The sequence below is a fragment of the Flavobacterium sp. ACN6 genome, from assembly GCF_002304005.1.
Taxonomy (GTDB): Bacteria; Bacteroidota; Bacteroidia; order Flavobacteriales; family Flavobacteriaceae; genus Flavobacterium.
In genome coordinates, this window is the sequence record NZ_MRCQ01000009.1 from 145,878 (window position 1) to 167,915 (window position 22,038).

The window sequence follows — 22,038 nt, forward strand, 5'->3', positions numbered from 1 at the left end:
TTGTCATTTCGACCGAAGGGAGAAATCACATAAGAGAATCCGCATGCAAATCGCCAATCTTTGTAGAATTACTAGTGTGATTTCTCCCTTCGGTCGAAATGACAAGGTTCCTAAGAGACTTTATCTTTTTTAATTTTAAATCAATGATAATAGAAAAAGCCAAAATAACCGACAACGAAATCCTCACAGTAATAACCAAAAAGTCAAAAGCCTATTGGCGATATTCTGCGGAGCAAATGCTAAAATGGGATAAAAATTTAACTATTTCTCAAGATTATATTGCAGAACATAACGTGTTCAAATTAATTGATAATGATTTAATTATAGGTTACTATTCGTATATTTTTGAAAATGAAAACATTGTAGAATTGGACAATTTATTTATCTTGCCCGAATATATTGGTCGCGGATTGGGAAAATATTTGCTTTTAGATTTCTTAAACCGAATGAAAGAAGAAAAAATAGAAAAAGTAAGACTCAATTCAGAACCAAATGCAGAGAACTTTTACTTCAAAATGGGATTTGTAAAAATTGGAGAGTTCGAAACTTCCATAAAAAACCGTTTCATGCCCATTATGGAAATGAAACTATAAAATCTAACTACAACCAAGTGAAACAGCTCAATATATCTATAAAATTTAATCTAATAGTTGGTTTGCTGATTGGTGTATGGATTTTCATTTTCGCTTTTATCATAAAACCTTTTGACGACGGAACTTTAAATTTTCGTTCTTGGCTTTTAATTAGTCTTGGCTTTAGTTTGCTGGCATTCTTTTGTTATGTGATTTTGAGTTTTCTACAAAAAATAATGTACAATAAAATCTCAAAATGGAATCTCGGTTTAGAAACAGCCAGTGTTATTTTCTTTTTTGCAATCTATTTGTTTGGAATTTATGCGTTTTATAAAAGTCCAATTTTAGGCGGAGGTTATAGCTTTACAGAGTTCTTCTCAATAATTTTTGTTAAAGTTGCTTTGATTTTAGCTCCCGTCATTATTTTGGCAAGACGATATTTAATCAAATTGATTCCAATAAAAGATGATGTTCTCACATTTGTAGGAGAAAACAAATTAGATATTTTAAAAATCAAAAAAGCCGATTTGGTTTGTATTTCTAATGCTCAAAATTATGTAGAGATTTTTTATTTGGAAAACGGAAAACTGCATTCCAAATTGCTTCGTTCTTCGCTCAAAAAAGTTCAAGACGATTTTGCTTTTCTACTGCAAATTCATCGTTCTCATTTAATAAATCCGATGCATTTTAAATCTTGGCGGAATTCAAGTACCATTATTTTAACTCAAATAGAACTTCCCGTTTCTAAGAATTATAAGGAATCTGTATTGACTTTGTAATTTCGTACCTAAAACAATAGGTTTCGTACCAAAGTCAATGATACTGGTATTTGCAGGAGTTTTTCGTTTTAGTTTTGTTTCAATCAATTTTAAAATTAATTATGAAAACAAAACACTTTTGCCTCATCGGACTTTTATTTTTTACTGCGAGTTATCTATTATTTTCTAAAGTTTTACCCGAATTTCAGCAACCAATCGATTTTGCGCATTGGTTCAATATAATCGGAGCTTGTTTCTTGTTGTCGTTTAATGATGTTTTTCCTAAAAACAAATTGAATGTAGCAGCTTCAATACTAACAATTTTAGGCGTTATAGCCCACATCGGACTTTGTACAATCGATTTTATCATGACAAGTTATGGGAATAATGATTTTGCCCGAGAACAATTAAGTCAACAAATTAGCAATACGCCATCGATTTTGTATCCGTTTGTTATTGTTGGTCCGTCTTTGCTTTTTCTAGGATTGTCAATTCATGCTTTAAATTTTATTAAAACTAATACAACAAGTGTTATAATGGTAATTCTTGGTGCTTTGTCAACAGGTTTCTCCTTTTTTATAATGAAAGATGGACTTTATATGTTGTTGAGCTGTATTCTTTTTTGTTTTGGATTGGGTTTTCTGCTTTTTAGAAATCAACAAACTTTAAAATAACTTTTCTAGAAAATGAAGTTGTTGATTTAATTTGTATTTTCGTTTGAAAGAAATAGTATACAATCAAAACAAATTGAATAAGCACTTAAAATACCTAATCGCACTCTTTCTGGCTTTTGTCGTGATTGCGGGTGATGGTACTTTAGTTTCTCAATCCAAATCAGCATCTTATTACCAATCTTCGGTTGTAGTTTTAAAGAGAGAATTGAATCTTAAAAGTGCTCGTTTCTACAAATTTGGTCAGGTTTATTCTTGTAGTAAAACAAGGTTTTCAATTGTTATGAATTTTCTTAAAATCGAAAATGTTTTTACTTTCCAAATTAAGAAACTACTTAAACAGCAAGATTTACTGCATCAAAAACTAATATCGTTTATAAATCAATCTATTTTTATAAATGAAATAATCATTTCAAATCACTTCAGTAAAAGTTTATACAACGTTTAAGGAAATATATTTCTAGGCACAGATGATGTAATAATGTCTAATCATTTATCATTTTCAAAATGTATAAATAACACACGTTTAGAGCAATCTAAGCGACCTCTTCATTGGATAAAAAGAAAACTAATAGTAATTATAACCGCCTTCATGCTCGGGATGTCAAACGGAATGAATGTGCATGATGAAGCGCTTAAAGGAAATCAGAACTACACGGAACAGCATAAAAAAGATTAATTTGCTGCTGTTTAACCGCCAAGTTCGCTAAGGTTTTTTCTGTGCATTTTCTTAAAAAAGTTCGCAAAGCTTTGGATCCATTGCTTTACGCTGTGACCTTTGTCAAAGTTTAAAACTTTGACAAAGGTTTTTAACACAATCTTGTCATTCTAAAGGAGGAACGAAGCATCACACTCGAAACTCGACAAATATTGGCGATTCTCTTTGCGGAATTCCTAGTGTGATTCTTCATTCAGAATGACAAATAAAAAAACCGAAGCAAAATACTTCGGTTTTCTATTGGAATTTGGAATTTCTATATTGGAATTTAAAAATTTAATCAATCCATTTATAATATCTAGCCCCAATCAAAACAGGAATTTCTTTTTCAATTCGGTCTAAAACCCATTCGTTTTTTGGAGTTCTCACACTTTGTTTTTGTTCTTTTTTATGAAGACTTTCGTAAGTGTTGAAATCAATTTCTACGCTTTCGGCTAAATTTTCAAAAAGTTTGACATTTTCCAAAGCCGATTTCCATTCGGGTTGAATTGTTCCTTCAAAAACTTTCGATTTCGATCCGCTTCCGTAAGCTAAAAAACCGAATTTAGTTCCTGAAATTTCTCTGTTTGTGTCATAAAAATGAGCCAAAGTAGATAACAATCCCATGAAAATAGATCCAGTATAAAGGTTTCCAATTAAAGAAGAAGCCAATTCAGCAGGTTGTAATTTCTCAGTTACAAAACTTCTGTAATCATCAGATTTTGCCACTTCCTTAATTTTAGTCTGATAATCTGCAGGAGCAATATTGTCAGCAATAATTTTCTCGGCGCTGTCTAATGCATAGATTTCAGATAACATTCTGCGTCCTTGAAAAGAATAAGGCAAATGCATCACAATACTGTGCCAAGTATTGTAAAGAGTTTCGGTTTTGTTTTTTAATTTTTTGAATAAAAAGTAAGCATTACGCGTACGATCCATATAACATTGATTTGAATATTGACCATCAAAAACCGGTTGGTCTTTATGGATTTCAATTTCGGCTTCTAAATTATCAAACCAAGAATCGTTGTTATTGTTTTTTGTGATGTCGCCTTTAGAAATAGTTCTGTATGGTTTAAAAAAATCAAAAACACCTTTTGTGCTTGTTGCCCAATCATTATCAAAAGCGATAATTTTTGGATCTGCTGTAATCAACATTGCCACGGCACCGGCACCTTGCGTATATTCTCCACCAGAATTTAAATCGTATTTTGCAAAATCTGTTGTAACGACAATTGCTTTTTTAGTTGGATTTAATTTTACAAAATCAAGACAGTTTTGCAAAGCGTCAACACCGCCAATACAGGCAAAAGTGAAATCAACAACATCACATTCGGCTAAAGAATCTTCACCAAACTTTTGCTCCATTAAGTTAATTAAGTAAGAAGCAATTGGTTTTGAGCTGTCGATACCGCTTTCAGTACCAACATAGATTCGGCTTATTTCGTTAAGGTTGATTTTGTTATCAGTGATAAGTTTCGTTAAAGCGTTTGCTCCAAAAACAACAGCGTCTTGATGAACGTCTGGAAAAGTCATTTTTAGCAATCCGAGACCTTTTTCTAATTTTTCGGGTTCAATATTTCTGGCGTCTGCCAAAGTTTTTATGGGTAAATGTATGTTTGCTACATCAAAAGAAATAGCATCAATTCCTGTTTTCATTCTTATTTTTTTGAGCCGCTAAAGGTAAAACTATGTTGTGGAATGACAATTTTTTACTTAGACAAAATTTATAGGCAGAGACACTTTTGAAGAAAATAAATCAAAACTTTGAATAAAATAACAATATGATAAATTTTTGGTAATCCCGTACGTATTGAAATTGAAGCAAAACGGCTCTAAAGCAATTTTTTATACTAAATTATTTATTATTAAAAGCAAGCTTGTACGTAAAAATACTTATACGTAGTCTATTTTAAAATCATTATAAATAACAGCGAAATGGTTGTAGTTCTTTTGTAATTGCGTTATTTTTGTCTAATTTTTTAAAACAAACTACTTAAACACTTATGGCACAATCTGCACTATTGAATGCTTCCATCTTAAAGAAAGTAGCTATGGCTCTTTCGGGAATATTCTTAATCACGTTTTTAGCGCTGCATGTTTCCTTAAATTTCATTTCTATTATTAGTGAAGACGTTTTTAATGAAGCTTCTCACTTTATGGGATACAATCCGCTAATACAATATGTAATGCAGCCAGTTTTGGCATTCGGGGTAATTTTCCATTTCATAATGGGATTTGTACTTACGGCTCAAAACAGCGCGGCACGACCAATTGCATATGCAAAATACAATGGAGCAGCAAATGCTTCTTGGAGTTCTAGAAATATGATTATTTCTGGATTGGTTATTTTAGCATTCTTAGGATTGCATTTTTATGATTTTTGGTTTCCTGAAGTTAACTATAAATATATAGCAGGAGAGGTACCAAATGCTACAAGGTATTATGGGGAGTTAGTTCACAAATTTCACGATCCAATTCGTACAGCATTGTACTGTGTGTCTTTTGTCCTTTTAGGATTCCACTTATGGCACGGGTTTGCATCTTCTCTTCAATCTGTAGGGATGCACAATAAATATTCAAGATTTTTAGCAAAAGTAGGTTATGGGTTCGCAGTTGTTGTTCCGGCTGCTTTCGTAATTATCGCATTATTTCATCATTTCAATAATTAATATCAATTATAATGGCATTAGATTCAAAAATTCCAAATGGTCCTATAGCGGATAAATGGACAAATTATAAAGATCATATTAATTTAGTAAATCCTGCTAACAAGCGTAATTTAGATATTATTGTAGTTGGTACAGGTTTGGCTGGAGGTTCTGCTGCTGCTACTCTGGCTGAGTTAGGATATAACGTAAAAGCATTTTGTTTCCAAGATTCTCCGCGTCGTGCGCACTCTATTGCGGCACAAGGAGGTATCAACGCAGCAAAAAATTATAAAGGTGACGGTGACTCAGTTTACAGATTGTTCTACGATACTGTAAAAGGTGGTGACTACCGTGCACGTGAGGCAAACGTTCACCGTTTGGCTGAAGTTTCTGCTAATATTATTGACCAATGTGTGGCTCAAGGGGTGCCATTGGCTCGTGAATATGGCGGACTTTTAGATAACCGTTCTTTTGGAGGAACTTTGGTTTCTCGTACATTTTATGCACAAGGGCAAACTGGACAACAGTTATTGTTAGGAGCTTATTCTGCAATGAACCGTCAAATTGGTCGTGGAAAAATTAAAATGTACAACCGTCACGAAATGCTTGACATTGTAATCGTTGATGGAAAAGCGAGAGGTATTATCGCTCGTAACTTAATCACTGGAGAAATAGAAAGACATTCTGCTCACGCGGTAGTAGTTGGTTCTGGAGGATACGGAAACGTATTTTTCCTTTCAACAAATGCTATGGGAAGTAACGCAACAGCAGCTTGGAAAATTCATAAAAAAGGAGCGTTTTTCGCAAATCCTTGCTACACACAAATTCACCCAACATGTATTCCGGTTTCAGGAGATCACCAGTCAAAACTGACTTTGATGTCTGAATCTTTGCGTAATGACGGTCGTATTTGGGTTCCTGCAAAATTAGAAGATGCTCAGGCAATTCGTGAAGGAAAGAAAAAAGCAACTGATTTAGCTGAAGCGGATAGAGATTATTTCTTAGAAAGAAGATATCCTGCATTTGGTAACTTAGTTCCTCGTGACGTTGCGTCTCGTGCAGCTAAAGAAAGATGTGATGCTGGTTTTGGAGTTAACAAAACAGGTGAAGCAGTTTACTTAGATTTCGCAGCGGCAATTAAGCGTTACGGAACTGAAGATGCTTACGTAAAAGGTTTAGATGATAAAGATGCTGCTTTGGTAACAAAATTAGGAGCTGCAATCGTGAAAAGTAAATACGGAAACTTATTCCAAATGTATTACAAAATCGTTGATGAGGATCCTTATACAACACCAATGATGATTTACCCAGCGGTTCACTACACAATGGGAGGAACTTGGGTTGATTATAACTTGATGACTACAATTCCTGGATGTTTCTCAATTGGAGAATCTAATTTCTCTGATCACGGAGCAAACAGACTTGGAGCTTCTGCTTTAATGCAAGGTTTAGCTGATGGATATTTCGTATTACCTTATACTATTGGAGATTATTTAGCTCCAGATATTAAAATGGGAGAAATTTCAACAGATTTACCAGAATTCGTTGAAGCTGAGAAAGCAGTTGTTGATCAAATTAATAAATTTATCAATAATAACGGTAAACATTCTGTAGATTATTTCCACAAAAAATTAGGAAAAATCATGTGGGATAAAGTAGGTATGGCTCGTAATGCTAAAGGTTTAAATGAAGCTATCGAGGAAATTGCTGCTTTACGTGAAGAGTTTTATAAAGATGTAAAAGTTCCTGGAAGCGCTTTCGAATTTAATCAGGAATTAGAAAAAGCGACTCGTGTTGCCGATTTCTTAGAATTAGGAGAATTGTTCGCGAAAGATGCTTTACACCGTAACGAATCTTGTGGTGGTCACTTCCGTGAGGAATACCAAACAGAAGAAGGAGAAGCACTTCGTGATGATGATAACTTTGCATACGTTGCAGCTTGGGAATACAAAGGAAAACCAAGTGATGCCGTATTACACAAAGAACCTCTTAATTACGAAAACATTAAATTAGTTCAAAGAAGCTATAAATAAGAAATTGGTCGAAAGTCCAAAGTCTTAAAGTCAAAAGACAAAATGTCTCAAGCGACTTCCGACTTTCGACTCTATGACTTTCAAACTAAAACGGTATGAAACTTACATTAAAAATATGGCGTCAAAAAAACGCCCAAGATAAAGGAGGGATTGTAGAATATCCTATCGATGGAATCGAACCAGATATGTCTTTCCTTGAAATGCTTGACGTTCTTAACGAACAATTAATCAACAAAGGAGAAGAGCCTGTAGCATTTGACCACGATTGTCGTGAAGGAATCTGCGGAATGTGTTCTTTGTTTATTAACGGAGAAGCGCACGGACCAGACAGAGGAGTTACAACTTGTCAATTACACATGCGTATGTTTAAAGATGGTGATACGATTTTTATCGAGCCATTTAGAGCAAAAGCTTTCCCTGTAATTAAAGATTTAGTGGTTGACAGAAGTTCTTTTGACAGAATTCAACACGCTGGTGGATTTATCTCTGTAAACACTTCAGGAAATACAATCGATGCGAATACGATTCCAGTCAACAAACATGATGCAGATAAATCATTTGATGCTGCTGCTTGTATTGGTTGCGGAGCTTGTGTTGCAACTTGTAAAAACTCTTCAGCAATGTTATTCGTTTCTGCAAAAGTTTCTCAATATGCATTATTACCACAAGGTAAAGTTGAAGCAGTTGACCGTGTATTAAACATGGTTCACCAAATGGATTTAGAAGGTTTCGGAAACTGTACAAATACAGGAGCTTGCGAAATCGAATGTCCAAAAGGAATTTCACTTGAGAATATCGCACGTATGAACCGTGAGTATTTAGCAGCAAGTTTAAAAGGGTAATTTATCTTTTTTATATACAATCAAGGAGCTTTCTCAAAAGGATAGCTCCTTTTTTTTTGGGTAAGCTTCGGAGAAGCGAAATATTTATAGCTAAGAATAAAGTTTATAATATAAAGCTCCAGCGGAGCGACATATTTTTTGCAATTTACAACATATGTCGCTCCGCTGGAGCTTTTTCTATATGTCTTATTATCTATAAATATTGTACCCCGCTGGGATTTTTGCGAATAGAATAATTCTGTCCAATCAAAAGAGTTATTCTTTTAATCAAGCCCTTTATTATTTCTACTCATGATATAATTGCGAAGCTGTGATTTCTTCTTTCTTTTGACCTTCTTTCTGAATAAAGCAGTTTAAAATTGTACCGCCTGTCAAGTCAAAGTAGCTGATGTTGAGTTTATGAAAACCTTTTTCCAATTTAACAGCCCTATAAGCTTCATTCGCCCAATGAATGCCGTCATTATTTACAATTAACTCGTCATCTATAAAAAGCTTTGATCCGTCGTCTGAAAGCGTTGAAAAAGTGTAATTTCCTGTTTCTTGAATAAAGATATATCCGCTGAATTTTAAACCTATATAACGCTCTAATTTCGTTTTCCATTTTTCAGCACTTATTTTGCCTTCTAAAATGCCAGAATTAACAGGTTTTGAAAGTTCTAAATCCTGAACTTGCTTAAATGTGCCTGTGAAATATTCATATTTCAAACCATTTTTCTTCGGCTGAATGTCTAAATCGGGTTTCAAATCTGGATTGCGAACAATGATTTTGTTAATTGAACTTCTTTTGCCGCTTTCGCTGATTTGAATCGTTTTGATGATTCTGTATTCTCCTTTTGGAATATGTATCGCTATAGGTTTTTGGTATAATTCTGCCGTTTCATCAGGATTATAACCGTCAATAGTATAAAAAATCTTTCCGTTTTTTATAGTCGGTTTTAAATCCAAAAGGTACTTTGATGCAATTAATGCCGCTTCATCGGAACCAAAAGGTGTCGGAACTTTATACAATCGATTTTCCAATTCCAGTTTCTCTAGATGATATGGTAATTGATTTTGAATAAAATGGTTATAATTTTTATTCGGAGTTTCGGTCCAAGCGATTTCTGCTAAAGCGAAAATTCTTGGATACAGCATATAATTTAATTTTGCAGGACTAGTCAAATATTCCGACCAAAGATTGGCCTGAACTCCAATAATATACTTTTGCTCCTCAACACTTAAACTGTCGACGGGAGTTGGATTGTAATTGTAAACTTTATCTAAAGTGCTCAATCTTCCAACTGTAAGCGGTTCGTTTGGCGAATACCCTTGATTGTAATCAAAATATACGGTGCCTTCTGGAGTCATCACAACGGGATGTTTCAATTTTGCAGCATGAATCCCGCCCGATTCTCCACGCCAAGACATAACTGCTGCATTTGGCGCAAGGCCGCCTTCCAGAATTTCGTCCCAGCCAAAAATCTGTCTTCCATTGGCATTTAAGAATTTTTCAATTCTTTTAATGAAATAACTCTGCAATTCGTGTTCCTCTTTCAAGCCTAAAGCTGCAATTCGTTTTTGGCAGTTTGGGCAGACCTTCCATCTGGTTTTTGGGCATTCGTCTCCGCCGACATGAATGTTTTTACTTGGAAACAATGCCATTACTTCCGTTAAAACGTCTTCTAAAAAAGTAAAAGTTTCCTCTTTTCCTGCGCAGAAAACATCTTCAAAAACACCCCAAGATTCTACAACTTTATAATTTCGATCTGGAAAACAGGCCAGATTTGGGTAAGCTGTTATTGCTGCAGAAGCGTGTCCCGGCATTTCGATTTCTGGAATAATATTCACATAATTTTCTTCCGCAAATTTTACTACCTCTTTGATTTCTTCTTGAGTATAAAAACTACCATATGGATTTCCGTCAAAGAAAAATGGTGCTCTTTCGAATTTATTTCCCACTAATGTCTGTGCTCTTTTTGAACCGATTTCGGTAAGTTGTGGATACTTTTTGATTTCAATTCTCCAGCCTTGATCGTCTGTTAGATGCCAATGAAAGTTGTTTAATTTATAGCTGGACATTTGTCTGATAAAATCTTTTATAACAGCAACAGAGAAAAAATGTCGGGAGACGTCTAAATGCAGGCCTCGGTAAGAATATCGGGGTTGATCTTCGATATTTATGCAAGGAAGTTTTATTTCGCCGCCTGAAATTTTATTTGGAAGAAGCTGTAGTAAAGTTTGTACCGCATAAAATAGTCCTTCTTCTTTTCCAGCAACAGTAATTTTGTTCGAAGTAATTTCAATTTTATACGCTTCTTTTGAATTGAAATTTACATTCGTATTAAATTCAACTTTGATATTTGATTTCTTGGAAGCGGTTGGAGAATTGAATGCGGATTCTAAAATTTTAGCCGATTTGAATTCCTTTTCGCTGTAATTTTTATTTATAAAACTGACTTGAATTTTTCCATTTACGCGAATGCTGTCTCCTGTTAATTTATACGAATTTGGTGCTGGAATTATAGTTTTGTTTTCTGGAAGATTTTGAGCACTTCCGTTTAAAAAAGACAGCGTAAAAAGTAAAAGAAGAAATTTTTTCATAAGAGAAAAACTTTAGATTTTAGTAAAAAGGAATTTTAAAGATAGATAAAAGGTCTTAAAACGTAATTATTTAGAATTTTTATTGTCAATAGAGCTTTTGGTTTCGATGAATTATTACTGAAATGTTTATTTTTGTAAATAGAAAAAAACAATCGGCATGAGCACAGAAAATGAAGTTTTAAATTACAGTAAGGAAGAACGTAAAAATCATATTCTAAAAGAGATCAATCTGCACACACGTGTGAGTTTTGAAACTCTTTCTGCTAAGCTTGGCGTTTCAGAAGATACTGTACGCCGTGATATTAATGAACTTGATGCTGATTTACTTTTAATTAAGGTAAAAGGCGGTGCGATGACTAAAGGTTATCATTATTCTTCGTCGAACCAGACTTATGCTGTCGAAGCAAAACAGGTTATTGCGCAAAAAGCGGTCGGCCTTCTTCATGACGGAATGGTTTTAATCGTTGATGGAGGAACTACCATTCGCGAATTCATTCGATTAATTCCGAACGACCTTAATTTGACCGTTTTTACTATTACTGCTTTAACAGCGGTACAACTTTTAGATAAACCAAATATCAAAACCATCATGATTGGTGGCAGCATTTCTTCATACAGTCAAATGTGTGTGAGCGGAGAAGCTTTTCATCAATTGGCTAACATAAAAGCAGATCTTTTGGTTCTTGGAACAAATGCTTTAGATATAGATGGCGGTTATTCTGATTCTGACTGGGAAACGGTTCAGGTTAAAAAAGCAATGATTCAGGCGTCTAAAAAAACAGCGGTTTTAACGATTACAGAGAAATTAAATACGGTTCTTAAAATGAAAATCGCTAGTTTGTCTGAGATAAATTATGTTATTACCGAAGAAGAACCAAATGATAAAAAACTAAAATCATACAAAGAAAACTTTCCAAGTCTGACTGTAATTTAATCCCAATTCTTTACTAGAAAATCAATCCAATTTTGATGAAAGATCTTTTTTAAATCTTCATCAGCATAACCATGATTTTTAAATAGCAATACCAACTTTTGCAAGTCAGCAATGGTGTCTAAATCGTATGGACATTGTTCAGTTCCAAAAGCGCCGTCAAGATCAGAACCAATGCCGATATGATTGGCATTTCCGGCAAGCTGGCAAATGTGATCCATGTGTCTAAAAGCGGTTTCCAGACTGCAGTTCATTTTCTTCGGATCAGAAATGCCTCTTTCCCAATTCGGAACCATCATCCAAGCGTCTAAAGCGCCTCCAATAACCCCTCCTCTCGAAACCAAAGCTTTAATCATTTCATCACTGTATTGACGATTATGATTGACTAATGCCCTGCAATTGTTATGGCTTGCCCAAACGGCGCCGTTAAAATGATCCAAAGCCTGCCAAAAAGCGTCATCGCATAAATGGGTTGCATCGAGAATAATGTTCAAACGCTCCATTTCTTTTAGTAAATCAATACCGTTTTGATTCATTTTTCCAGTTGCATCGGTTCCGTTTGCATATCTTCCAGGGCCGTAATGTGCGGGACCAACAGCTCTTAATCCGTAATTATAGGCTTTTTCCAAATAAGAAATATCAACAATTGAGTCGGCTCCTTCCAAACTCAAAATATATCCAATTGGTTTATTGTCGTTTGGAGTTCCGTCGTTCCATAAATCAAAATGTTTTAAGAGTGATTTTTTGTCTGTAATTGACGTCAGTTCTCCCGCTTCTTCCATCGCTTTGTACCAAGCGATTTGTCCTTGAGTCTGCGCCCAAGCTTGTTCTGGCGAATTCCATCCTGGAATTATACTATCTGGTTTTACAAATCGTGCAATTTGAGTCGCAACTACAATGCCGATATTGCCGCGACGAAGATCAGGAAAAGAAACCGTTGCACGCTCGCGGTCTGGTTTGTCTGTCATTCCTTTTTCTAACCGGCGTAAAGTTGTAACATTGTTTCTCAAATCCCGATTCCATTCCATCGCATTCATGCTGAGATCTAAATGAGCGTCTAGTATAAACATAGCGTTTTAATTTATATTGTGTTTTTTTGACCTCGTGCATCCACAGGCCATTGGGTATAAAGCTGCTGTTTTTTATTGACCACTTGAAGAGTATCATATAAAGCCACGGTCGGACAGACATGATAGGGTTCTGCATAAATAATATCTCCAATTTCATATTCGTTTTCCCCCTTATTTTCTAAAATCAGATGTTCTTCAGAATGTGCGGTTGGAATTAAACTTTCATCATTTAAAATAACCAGTCTTTTATCAATCGGATTTTCTGATGAAACAGCTTTATAACCAATGTCTACACAAAATGTATTTTTTGTTGGTTTAGAAATAACGGTTCCAACAATTACTAAAGCGGCTTTAAAATCTTGTTCCGGAAGATGAATTTCATAATTGGAATCCCAAAAAACAAAAGTACCTGGACTGCATTCTACATTTTTCTGCAAGGCGTAAAACGGAAAAGTATTGGAACCGCCGGCAACAATTTTCAAATCATAATCAAATTCATTTTGTGTCTTTTCAACTTTGCTTAAAATCTGTTCAAATGCTTTTGAAGCTTCTAAATTCCTCTCTTCTAGATTTCCTTTTAGGTGACCGTCATAAATATGAAAGCCTTTAAAATGCAAGTTTTCGAGTTTTGAAATAACATGAATTAACTCCGTCCAATCTTCTGAAATCGGAAAACCAGTTCGGTTCATTCCAGTATTCAAATCCAAATAAACAGATAAAACAAGATTATTTCTTTTGGCAGTTTCATTTAAAGCGAAAGCCGTTTTTTGATTGTCTATGATAGTTGAAAAATGAATTTCGGGAAATTTTTTAATTAGCAAAATCCATCTTTCTGCTTTTAATCCAACTGGCTGATACGCCAAAAGAATGTCTTCAATTTTTTGATTGGCGGCAAGTTCGGCTTCACAAATGGTAGCGCATTTAATTTTCTTAATATTATAAATCTTAAAAAGCTCTAAAATCGCAGCATTTTTATGTGTCTTAATATGCGGACGTAATTTTTGAGTGTCGCCTTTAACGTAAGAAATCAGACGTTCAATATTAGTTCGCACACGATCTTCATAAACTGCTAAAAACGGTGTGTCGATAAGCGTTTCGGAGTTAATTTCCCACCAGTTCTTTTGCATAATTCTTGGTTTTTAGCAATTTATAAATGTTATTTTTTTTAAACACATAGAGACATAGATTTTGGATGCTTTTGAAAGGCGTTTCACTTGTTTTAATAAACATAGTCTTTGTGTAAATGATTTGTTATTTATTTTAATCTTTTAAACTAAAAACTATATTTCTACGTGTTTAAAAACTAAATTAATACAATTCAAAAAGTGCTTCAACTTCCACTGGAATATTATCGGGAAGCGATCCCATTCCGACAGCGCTTCTAACTCCAATTCCGTTTTCTTGTCCCCATACTTCTGCAAATAATTCGCTGCAGCCATTGATAACATAAGGATGTCTAAGGAAATCAGAAGTACAATTGACCATTCCGAGTACTTTTATAACTCTTTTTACTTTAGATAAACTTCCAAAATTGGTTACAATGGTTGATAACATGGTAAGGCCGACTTGTCTCGCAGCTAATTTTCCTGCTTCAATATCCATATCGTCTCCAACACGGCCAATAATTAAAGAGTTGTCCTCTTGAACAGGTCCGTGACCAGACAGATATAAATATTTTCCGTCTACTAAATAGGGTTTGTAAATTCCTAAAGGCTGTGGAGCAGGGGGTAAAGACAAACCAAGACTTTCGAATTTTTCTTGTGGATTTAAGCTCATAATTTTAATGTATTAAAGCGTTCAAAATAAAAATAAATACAATTCCTAAAACAGAAACCATTGATTCCATTACTGTCCAGGATTTAAAAGTGTCTTTTAGGCTGATATTGAAATATTCTTTGAACATCCAGAAACTGGGGTCGTTAACATGAGAACACATTAAACTTCCTGCTCCTACAGATAGTACAAAGAGATTGGGGTCTAGATCGTTTGATTGTAGTAAAGGTAGTAAAACGCTGGCAGTCATTAAACCAGCCGCTGTTGCAGAACCTACGCAGATACGAATAATAGCTGCCATAATCCAAGCTAATAAGAAGGGGTGAATAGTAACTTGTTTTAAAGCGGCAACTATCGTTTCGTTTACACCGCTTACAATCATAACTTCTTTGAGACAGCCGGCGCCTCCAACTATTAAAACAATTAAAGCAACATCTTTTATGGCCTGCGTATAATCATCCATAACAGAAGACATGCTTCGATTCATTCTAATTCCTAAAGTATAGGTGCACAAAAGCAGTGACAGCAGCATAATAATACTTGGATCTCCAATAATTTTGCAGATAGCTATTAATTTTTCATTATCTGAAATAAGCGGAAGTAAAGACGTAATTGTTAATCCGAAAACGGGAAACAGGGCAGAGAATAGGCTTATGCCAAAACCAGGCAGTTTTCCTTCATTCGTTATTTCTTCGACATTTAAGATTTCGTGATCCGATTCTGTTTTTATATTTTTAAAACGGGTAGAAAACCATAAACCCGCAATTAAGATGGTCGGAATGGCGATTATAATTCCGTATATCAAAACTAAACCAATATCTGCTTTTAAAATACTGCTCAATGCCATAGGAGAAGGATGCGGCGGAAGAAAACCGTGCGCAACAGAAAGTGAAGCCAGCATTGGAATTCCCAAATAAACTTTTGATAATTTAAATTGATGTGCAACCGAAAATATCAGCGGGACTAAAAGCACAAAACCAACGCTGTAAAAAAGCGGAATTCCGATAATAAATCCAGTTATCATTAATCCTAACCGAACATATTTTCTTCCAGTCCAATTCATAACCGTTTTAGCGATCACTTTTGCGGCTCCAGACGAAACGGCAAGTTTGCCAATACAAGTTCCAAAAACAATAATTAAAGTAATTGAACCCAGCATTTCGCCAAGTCCTTTTTGCAAAACGGGAGAAATGGTTTCTATTGGTAAACCGAGAAAAAGCGCTGCTAAAAGTGAGGTGATAATAAACGCGATAAAAGGATTTATTTTAAACCAGGCAATCTGTAAAATCAAGAAAACAATGCATGCTGTGAGAATAAGAATGCTCATGGTTTGTGGTTGGTTTTTAGTTACTTATAATTGTGGTTGGAATTTCAAATATATAAAATATTTTTACATATCGCATTTTTTTTGCAAAAATTGCGTTTTTTTTGCAATATTAATGTTAAAATTACCGAATGGTACACAAAGAATACAGTGATGTTTTCTACCTTTATGTAAAAATATACTGAAATGAAAATTGCTTTAATCCAAACGGAACTCTTCTGGGAAAATGCTTCTAAAAATCGAGAAAACTTTGATTTAAAAATAGCTGAAATTGTTTCAGAAGTAAATTTAATTGTACTTCCCGAAATGTTTTCGACTGGATTTACCATGAATCCGTCTGCAATTGCAGAAACCATGCAGGGAGAAACGATCGAATGGATGAAAATAAAAGCAAAGCAAAAAAATGCTGCGATAACAGGAAGTTTAGTTATTACAGAAAATGGAAACTATTACAATCGTATGGTTTTTGTTTTTCCTTCGGGCGAAATTCAATATTACGATAAAAGACATTCTTTTTCTTTAGCAGGAGAAGACAAGGTTTATAGCCGAGGGAACGAAAAGGTGATTGTGGAATATTTGGATTGGAAAATCTGTCTGCAGGTTTGTTACGATTTACGATTTCCTGTTTTTGTGCGAAATGTAGAAAATTATGATCTGATCCTATATGTTGCCAATTGGCCAAAAGTGCGAATTAATGCTTGGGATGCTATGTTAAAAGCGCGTGCGATAGAAAATTTATCTTTTGTAATCGGGGTAAATAGAGTTGGATTGGATGCAAATGATTACGAACATAATGGCCATTCTCAGGCAATCGATTTTTTAGGGAATTATATCGTAGAACCACAAGAAAAAAATGGTGTTTTTATCTTGGAATTAGATAAAAACACCATGTATGAAACCCGCAGTAAATTGGATTTTTTAAGCGATAAAGATCAATTTGAAATTAAGCTTTAAAACGCTTTCCGTTTCTTTTCTGCGTCTTTTTTCTTTTTGTCGTCTATTTTTTTCTCGACCTCTGGGTTAAACGGAATACTTAAATCAATTGTTTCGTTTCGATCCCAGTTTGCGCGCACATCAAATTCTTCCTGATTATAATACACTTCTTCAGAATATCGTTTTTCTAGGAAGCTACCCGTGTCATAAAGTTTGTTTTTATTATCATCATAAATTATACGAACGGTAAAAATTTCAGGCTGTAATAAGTTGAATTCTAATGTTGTTGCTCCTTCAGAATATTCGCTGGCCAAAACAACATCTCCTTTTTTATTGGTCAATTCGACAATTATAGGAAAACGTTTTACATTCTTTAGATTCAAAATTATATTTCCGTAATCGGCTACTTCTTTGGTCGTCAGTTTGATTGATAAAGTATCATTTGTCTTTTCGTAGAAATCAGTCAAAGCACCTGGTAAGAAGGTGAAATTGTATTTTTCTAAAGGTTCTTTTTTGAAATCAACATACAATTTTTGATCAAATTCATCGTATTCGGTTGTGTATTCCACAGCAGTAGAATCTTTGTTGACAAGCAGGATTTTAGATTTATCAAATTTTACCAATGGAGTTTCTGTTTCCAAAGTAAAACGTTCTCTAAAATTAATTGTTCCGTTTTGTACTGGTTTAATATTAAGAGTATCCTTTTTAAGATCTTTAATTTTAAATGTGAATTTCTTATTGTATTTGTCTTTATCAACTTCCAGAGATAAAGAATCTACTTTTAAAGGTTTATACCAAACTTGAAGCGAGTCTTTCTTTGGAAATTGCGTAACAATAGTTTCTAAAACTTCAGTATTATTTCTTAGAACAATTTTTGGTTTGTTATTTTTAAAATTCTGCTTTCCTTCATACGGAAGTAATAATCTGTTTCCCGAAGCCTGAATTGGTTTAAATGTCTTTAAAGGAAGTGTTTCTTTAAATAATTCTACATCATAAACCGAATCTGTTGGAATAGTAATATAGTTTTTTAAGAAACCAATTTTATCATCTTTTGGATTAAATTTATTGTTGCTGCCTTTGTCTTTTAAGGCAACCAAAAGATATTTTCCCTCTTTAAGATTTTCAAATTGGAAAGTTCTCATACTGTCCAAAGTATTGGTGATATAGCTAGGAAAATCTTTGTAAATAACAGAATCTTTAAATTTATCATTAACCTCATAAAGCATTACCGAAACAAAATTATCTACATGTTTTTCGTAAGAATCCTTGATGCGCCCATTAAGTTTAAGCGAATCAATATGCGATCCAGTCGAGAAAACATACTTAAATTGATTCAAAGCATTTCCTTCGTTGTTGTCTTGAATTGCCTGTCCAAAATTTAAACTGTAAGTTGTGTTTGGCAGTAAAGTATCTCGAATCTCAATCTTTATAAATTTGCTTACGGTCTGAGGTGTGATTAAAGGCTCGTTTTTAAACGGCGGCGAAATAATCAGCTGTTTATTGGTGTTTTTCAGTTTAATATATTCATCAAAATTTAAAGTGATAGTGTTTCCTTTAAAATTGGTACTGTAATTTTCAGGAAAACTCGATACCAAAACGGGTGCTAAAGTATCTTTTAAACCGCCGGTAATACTGCCTCTTTTAGCGCAGCTTATCATTGAGATTAGAATTATAAAGGAAATATATTTTAGAGTGTTTTTCAACATAACGGTTTTCAAATTTGATTGCACAAAATAACGATTATATTTGCTTTAATTGAAATTTTTTATCGATTTATTAGGATTTACAACTTTTGCATTTCTTCTGTATTTTTTAGGGTTTTGAATATTTTAGACAGTCATAATTTCTTACTTTTGATTTCAAATGTAATTTTCTAAGTTTTGTTAAAGCGATTTTTTTCAATTTTATGCCTCTTTTTACTGCTTTCTTGCAGTAATAGCGAAAAGCCAGTTATATCCTTTTATTATTGGAAAACAATATTCAAGCTTTCAAAAACGGAGAAAGAAGTTTTGACTGAAAACAATGTTCAAAAGCTTTATATTAGATATTTTGATATCGGACTTCATCCAGAAACAAAATTCCCAATTCCGATTAGTCCAATACGTTTTGAAGAAAATCCGCAAAAATATACGATTGTCCCAATTGTCTTTATTCAGAATAAAGTAATGCTGCAGCCAAAATTAGATGTGAATGATTTAGCACAGAAAACATTTAATTTTATTGAACAGATCAACACGAAAAATAAAATTTCTTGTGATGAAATTCAAATTGACTGCGATTGGTCTTTGAATAGCAAAGACAATTATTTGGAATTTATAGAAGTTTTTAAAAAGCTTTCGAAGAAAAAACTTTCAGCAACAATTCGACTGCATCAGGTGAAATATTTTAAAAAGACAAAAATTCCAAATGTCGATTCTGGAGTTTTGATGTATTATAATATGGGATCGATTGCACCAGATTCTCTCAATTCTATTTACGATCAGAAAGCGGCATCAAAATATCTGAAAAGTATAAAGAAATATCCGCTTCATCTGGATCTGGCATTTCCAATTTATTCGTGGGGAGTTCATATTAGAAATAATAAAGTAATCGGACTTCGCTCAAAAATAGATGTAAAAGAGCTGATGCAGGATTCAAATTTTGAAAAAACACAGTCCAATTTTTTCACAGTAAAACAATCTAATTATAAAAATGGTGTTTTTTATGAAGAGAACGATCTGCTGAAAATAGAAGAAATTAAAAAAGACGATTTAAAAGAAATGGCAGAAGATTTGGATGAAAATCTGCCTGAAAAACCAAACGAAATTATATTTTACGATTTAGACGAATTCAATTTAAACAATTATGAAAAGAATATTTTTGAACAAGTTATTTCTAAGTTTTAGCCTTGCTTTACTTTCCATATATGGAATTATTTATGCCTGCGCCGGCGGAGACGACTGGGATTTCTTTGGATACAATTCTAATTTTACGCCAGAAACTTTTGCCGACAAATCGTATTCGCCCCTTTTTCTTTCGGGCGGCATTTTTTACGGAATTGGTTTTGATACCCAGCACAATTCCCGTTTTAATGGAAACATAAAATCAGACTGGGCAGATTACCTAAAAGGAAAAGCGGATACCACAACGGTAAATTACTTTTTGATTGGAGATGAAAAACCTAGATATTATTCTGACGAGAAAGACAAGATTAAAAACAAAGAAGAAATAAGCGATCTTCATGTTTTTTATAAAAGCAAAAAGGAGAATAAAAGTTCTCAAAAATGGGGGAAGAAACTTAATTTGAAAGACGATAAGATTAAAAATTTTATCGAGTTTTTATATTTAGCCCAAAAAATTGAAACCGTTTCTATAGGCGAGGATTATTGGAGTTACGATCCCGTTGTAGCGAAAACTTTCAACGATGCGAAAATGATTCAGTCTATAGAAAATGTTTACAACACTCTGTCTGATCCTTTTTTGAAAAATAGATATTGGTTTTTGACTATGAAAGCTCGTTTTTATAGTAATGACAAACAAAAAGCAATTGACTTTTTTAATAAAACAGAGAGTTCTGCTGCAAAAAACACTTTGTATTATCGTGCGTTGGCCTATGTTGCGGGAATCAATTACAAGCAGAAAAAATATGCAGTTTCTAATTATTTATATGCGCAGGTTTTTGATAAGTGCCCGGAATTACGTGTCGTAACGGCGTATAGTTTTCATCCAAAAAATGAATCGGACTGGAATAAATCTTTGGCAATGGCAAAAAACAACAGTGAAAAAGCAGCGCTTTGGGCAATTCACGGTTATTATAAAGATGAAAAACAAGCCATTGAAAAGATTTATGAACTGGATCCAAAAAGCGAACATTTAAATTATCTGGCAACCAGATTGGTGAATGCGCTGGAACAAAAAATCAATAATTCTTTTCAGCAGAATGCAGGAGAAAATCAGCCGATGAAACCGCAGACGATTGCCGAAAATAAAAGTGAAAACAAAGCAAAAATTGACAACAGTGCACTTGATTTAATTGCTAAAATAGCTGCAGCAGGAAATACAGAAAAACCATATTTATGGGATATTTCATTGGGATATCTTCAAACGCTGAAAGGCGATTATGCCAATGCAGATAAGAGTTATACTAAAGCAGTAAAAACACTGCCTAAAACACAATTAGCAACGTACCAAATTCGATTATTACGTTTTGTAAACAACTTGAGCAAAATCGATAAACTGGATGATACTAACGTAAAAACAGTTTTAGCCGATTTGAATTGGATTTATTTTGAACTGCCAAAGACTTATAAAGGAAGTGAGTTTCGTTATCAAAATGCTTTTCAGTGGAGTAAAAATTATTTGGCAGCTTTATATAAATCAAAGTCAAATCCTGTAATGGCAGAATTGTTTAATGAATCTCGTTACAGTTATTGGAACGATGGAAATTCATTTTATGATAATGAAAAAGAACTGCTGGCAATGAAAGCTTTTTTAGAAAAGTCTAATAAAAATGAAATTGAGAAAATTGGTGCTGGAATTTATAGTTTGAAATTAAAAGACATTAATAATTTTCAGGCAGTTCAAGCGGCTTTTAAAAATAAAATTCCAGAAGCAATTGAATTTTTGAAACAAGCAGATTCGGTTCAATATTTTAAGTTTTTAGGAAATCCGTTTAACGGAAGTATAAAAGACTGCCACGATTGTGATCATGTCGCTTATCAAAAAAGAAAATACACTTATATGGATTTCTTGACGACGATAAAATCAATGCAGGATAAATTAGCTCAAAAAGAAGATGTGTATACCAACAGTCTTTTATTAGGAAATGCTTTTTATAATATTTCTCATTTTGGAAACGGAAGAACGTTCTACGAAATTAATATTGTAGGTTACGGATCAAGTCCTTATTCGTTTAGAAATGCAATGAAAGAAATGATTACGAATAATTCAGTGTCGAAAATGTATTATCAAAAAGCTTTTGAAGCGGCTTCAAACAAAGAACAAAAAGCAAAATGTTTGTATTTGATTTCAAAATGCGAGCGAAACGATTATTACAATAAAAAGTACAGCGCTATAAATAGTTATTGGGACATTCAAGATGATAAAGTTAATTTTATTGCCTGGAATTCTTTTAAAGCTTTGAGAAAAGACTACTCAGATACGAAGTATTATCAAGATGTAATTGCAGAATGTGGTTATTTTAATACTTATGTAAATCAATAAA

19 protein-coding genes are annotated in these 22,038 nt (G+C 33.7%); 12 read left to right on the forward strand and 7 right to left on the reverse strand.

The genetic code is table 11. The features are described from left to right. Positions 1-143 precede the first annotated feature (143 nt). From BSF42_RS15100 to BSF42_RS15120, 5 genes are all read left to right on the forward strand, one after another. Entirely contained in the window at positions 144-593 is a 450-nt protein-coding gene (locus BSF42_RS15100) for a GNAT family N-acetyltransferase (RefSeq protein ID WP_172426701.1), read from the forward strand. A 215-nt stretch (positions 594-808) separates the two neighbouring features. Further along, the gene (locus BSF42_RS15105; protein WP_253251077.1) at positions 809-1,351 is read left to right on the forward strand and encodes a LytTR family DNA-binding domain-containing protein; all 543 of its coding nucleotides are present in this window, start codon (positions 809-811) and stop codon (positions 1,349-1,351) included. A gap of 101 nt (positions 1,352-1,452) precedes the next feature. Then, positions 1,453-2,004, forward strand: a complete 552-nt coding sequence (locus BSF42_RS15110; protein ID WP_095953920.1) for a hypothetical protein — start codon at positions 1,453-1,455, stop codon at positions 2,002-2,004. 43 nt (positions 2,005-2,047) lie between these two features. Continuing rightward, positions 2,048-2,449, forward strand: coding sequence for a hypothetical protein (locus BSF42_RS15115; protein ID WP_095953921.1), 402 nt, complete (start codon positions 2,048-2,050; stop codon positions 2,447-2,449). 33 nt (positions 2,450-2,482) lie between these two features. Then, positions 2,483-2,680 carry a hypothetical protein gene (locus BSF42_RS15120; RefSeq protein WP_095953922.1) on the forward strand — a complete coding sequence of 66 codons (198 nt, stop codon included), beginning with the start codon at positions 2,483-2,485 and terminating at the stop codon, positions 2,678-2,680. 315 nt (positions 2,681-2,995) lie between these two features. On the opposite strand, the gene BSF42_RS15125 is transcribed toward BSF42_RS15120, so the two are convergent. Further along, positions 2,996-4,357, reverse strand: coding sequence for a hydroxymethylglutaryl-CoA synthase family protein (locus BSF42_RS15125; RefSeq protein ID WP_095953923.1), 1,362 nt, complete (start codon positions 4,355-4,357; stop codon positions 2,996-2,998). Positions 4,358-4,704: 347 nt separating this feature from the next. Between BSF42_RS15125 and BSF42_RS15130 the strand changes: the two genes are divergently transcribed. The 3 genes from BSF42_RS15130 (at position 4,705) to BSF42_RS15140 (ending at position 8,224) form a co-directional block, all read left to right on the forward strand. Further along, positions 4,705-5,370, forward strand: a complete 666-nt coding sequence (locus BSF42_RS15130) for a succinate dehydrogenase cytochrome b subunit (RefSeq protein ID WP_095953924.1) — start codon at positions 4,705-4,707, stop codon at positions 5,368-5,370. An 11-nt stretch (positions 5,371-5,381) separates the two neighbouring features. Beyond that, positions 5,382-7,382 (forward strand): fumarate reductase/succinate dehydrogenase flavoprotein subunit, encoded by a 2,001-nt coding sequence (locus BSF42_RS15135; protein WP_095953925.1) that lies wholly within the window; start codon positions 5,382-5,384, stop codon positions 7,380-7,382. A gap of 95 nt (positions 7,383-7,477) precedes the next feature. Continuing rightward, positions 7,478-8,224 carry a succinate dehydrogenase/fumarate reductase iron-sulfur subunit gene (locus tag BSF42_RS15140; protein ID WP_095953926.1) on the forward strand — a complete coding sequence of 249 codons (747 nt, stop codon included), beginning with the start codon at positions 7,478-7,480 and terminating at the stop codon, positions 8,222-8,224. Between the two features lie 285 nt (positions 8,225-8,509). Here BSF42_RS15140 and BSF42_RS15145 read toward each other — a convergent pair whose 3' ends face one another. Beyond that, complete coding sequence (locus tag BSF42_RS15145; RefSeq protein WP_095953927.1) at positions 8,510-10,804, reverse strand: family 20 glycosylhydrolase; 2,295 nt, start codon at positions 10,802-10,804, stop codon at positions 8,510-8,512. A 157-nt stretch (positions 10,805-10,961) separates the two neighbouring features. Here BSF42_RS15145 and BSF42_RS15150 point away from each other — a divergent pair, with 157 nt between their 5' ends. Continuing rightward, positions 10,962-11,738 (forward strand): DeoR/GlpR family DNA-binding transcription regulator, encoded by a 777-nt coding sequence (locus BSF42_RS15150; protein WP_095953928.1) that lies wholly within the window; start codon positions 10,962-10,964, stop codon positions 11,736-11,738. Here BSF42_RS15150 and BSF42_RS15155 read toward each other — a convergent pair. The 4 genes from BSF42_RS15155 to BSF42_RS15170 form a co-directional block, all read right to left on the reverse strand. Then, the gene (locus BSF42_RS15155) at positions 11,735-12,805 is read right to left on the reverse strand and encodes a dipeptidase (protein WP_095953929.1); all 1,071 of its coding nucleotides are present in this window, start codon (positions 12,803-12,805) and stop codon (positions 11,735-11,737) included. The two genes, BSF42_RS15150 and BSF42_RS15155, sit on opposite strands and share 4 nt — an antisense overlap. Before the next feature lie 11 nt (positions 12,806-12,816). Next, positions 12,817-13,932, reverse strand: a complete 1,116-nt coding sequence (locus BSF42_RS15160) for a D-TA family PLP-dependent enzyme (RefSeq protein WP_095953930.1) — start codon at positions 13,930-13,932, stop codon at positions 12,817-12,819. Between the two features lie 181 nt (positions 13,933-14,113). Further along, a complete protein-coding gene (locus tag BSF42_RS15165; protein WP_095953931.1) occupies positions 14,114-14,581 on the reverse strand; it encodes a RidA family protein in 468 nt (155 codons plus the stop codon). Between the two features lie 4 nt (positions 14,582-14,585). Then, the gene (locus BSF42_RS15170) at positions 14,586-15,905 is read right to left on the reverse strand and encodes a GntP family permease (RefSeq protein WP_095953932.1); all 1,320 of its coding nucleotides are present in this window, start codon (positions 15,903-15,905) and stop codon (positions 14,586-14,588) included. Positions 15,906-16,088: 183 nt separating this feature from the next. Here BSF42_RS15170 and BSF42_RS15175 point away from each other — a divergent pair, with 183 nt between their 5' ends. Then, positions 16,089-16,856, forward strand: coding sequence for a nitrilase family protein (locus BSF42_RS15175; protein ID WP_095953933.1), 768 nt, complete (start codon positions 16,089-16,091; stop codon positions 16,854-16,856). Here BSF42_RS15175 and BSF42_RS15180 read toward each other — a convergent pair. Further along, entirely contained in the window at positions 16,853-18,541 is a 1,689-nt protein-coding gene (locus BSF42_RS15180; RefSeq protein ID WP_095953934.1) for an Ig-like domain-containing protein, read from the reverse strand. The genes BSF42_RS15175 and BSF42_RS15180 overlap by 4 nt on opposite strands. Before the next feature lie 303 nt (positions 18,542-18,844). Here BSF42_RS15180 and BSF42_RS15185 point away from each other — a divergent pair, with 303 nt between their 5' ends. Both BSF42_RS15185 and BSF42_RS15190 read left to right on the forward strand, forming a co-directional pair. Continuing rightward, positions 18,845-19,720 (forward strand): hypothetical protein, encoded by an 876-nt coding sequence (locus tag BSF42_RS15185; protein WP_371615941.1) that lies wholly within the window; start codon positions 18,845-18,847, stop codon positions 19,718-19,720. Continuing rightward, positions 19,680-22,037, forward strand: coding sequence for a hypothetical protein (locus tag BSF42_RS15190; protein ID WP_095953935.1), 2,358 nt, complete (start codon positions 19,680-19,682; stop codon positions 22,035-22,037). Before BSF42_RS15185 ends, BSF42_RS15190 begins: the two co-directional genes overlap by 41 nt. Position 22,038 lies beyond the last annotated feature (1 nt).

What these genes read in the sequence shown, in the direction of transcription:
- BSF42_RS15150 (WP_095953928.1), top strand. Translation starts at nt 10,962, where the DNA reads ATGAGCACAGAAAATGAAGTTTTAAATTACAGTAAGGAAGAACGTAAA.
- BSF42_RS15140 (WP_095953926.1), top strand. Translation starts at nt 7,478, where the DNA reads ATGAAACTTACATTAAAAATATGGCGTCAAAAAAACGCCCAAGATAAA.
- BSF42_RS15110 (WP_095953920.1), top strand. Translation starts at nt 1,453, where the DNA reads ATGAAAACAAAACACTTTTGCCTCATCGGACTTTTATTTTTTACTGCG.
- BSF42_RS15130 (WP_095953924.1), top strand. Translation starts at nt 4,705, where the DNA reads ATGGCACAATCTGCACTATTGAATGCTTCCATCTTAAAGAAAGTAGCT.
- BSF42_RS15135 (WP_095953925.1), top strand. Translation starts at nt 5,382, where the DNA reads ATGGCATTAGATTCAAAAATTCCAAATGGTCCTATAGCGGATAAATGG.
- BSF42_RS15165 (WP_095953931.1), bottom strand. Translation starts at nt 14,581, where the DNA reads ATGAGCTTAAATCCACAAGAAAAATTCGAAAGTCTTGGTTTGTCTTTA.
- BSF42_RS15100 (WP_172426701.1), top strand. Translation starts at nt 144, where the DNA reads ATGATAATAGAAAAAGCCAAAATAACCGACAACGAAATCCTCACAGTA.
- BSF42_RS15125 (WP_095953923.1), bottom strand. Translation starts at nt 4,357, where the DNA reads ATGAAAACAGGAATTGATGCTATTTCTTTTGATGTAGCAAACATACAT.
- BSF42_RS15155 (WP_095953929.1), bottom strand. Translation starts at nt 12,805, where the DNA reads ATGTTTATACTAGACGCTCATTTAGATCTCAGCATGAATGCGATGGAA.
- BSF42_RS15160 (WP_095953930.1), bottom strand. Translation starts at nt 13,932, where the DNA reads ATGCAAAAGAACTGGTGGGAAATTAACTCCGAAACGCTTATCGACACA.
- BSF42_RS15170 (WP_095953932.1), bottom strand. Translation starts at nt 15,905, where the DNA reads ATGAGCATTCTTATTCTCACAGCATGCATTGTTTTCTTGATTTTACAG.
- BSF42_RS15145 (WP_095953927.1), bottom strand. Translation starts at nt 10,804, where the DNA reads ATGAAAAAATTTCTTCTTTTACTTTTTACGCTGTCTTTTTTAAACGGA.
- BSF42_RS15180 (WP_095953934.1), bottom strand. Translation starts at nt 18,541, where the DNA reads ATGTTGAAAAACACTCTAAAATATATTTCCTTTATAATTCTAATCTCA.
- BSF42_RS15120 (WP_095953922.1), top strand. Translation starts at nt 2,483, where the DNA reads ATGTCTAATCATTTATCATTTTCAAAATGTATAAATAACACACGTTTA.
- BSF42_RS15175 (WP_095953933.1), top strand. Translation starts at nt 16,089, where the DNA reads ATGAAAATTGCTTTAATCCAAACGGAACTCTTCTGGGAAAATGCTTCT.
- BSF42_RS15105 (WP_253251077.1), top strand. Translation starts at nt 809, where the DNA reads ATGTACAATAAAATCTCAAAATGGAATCTCGGTTTAGAAACAGCCAGT.
- BSF42_RS15190 (WP_095953935.1), top strand. Translation starts at nt 19,680, where the DNA reads ATGAAAAGAATATTTTTGAACAAGTTATTTCTAAGTTTTAGCCTTGCT.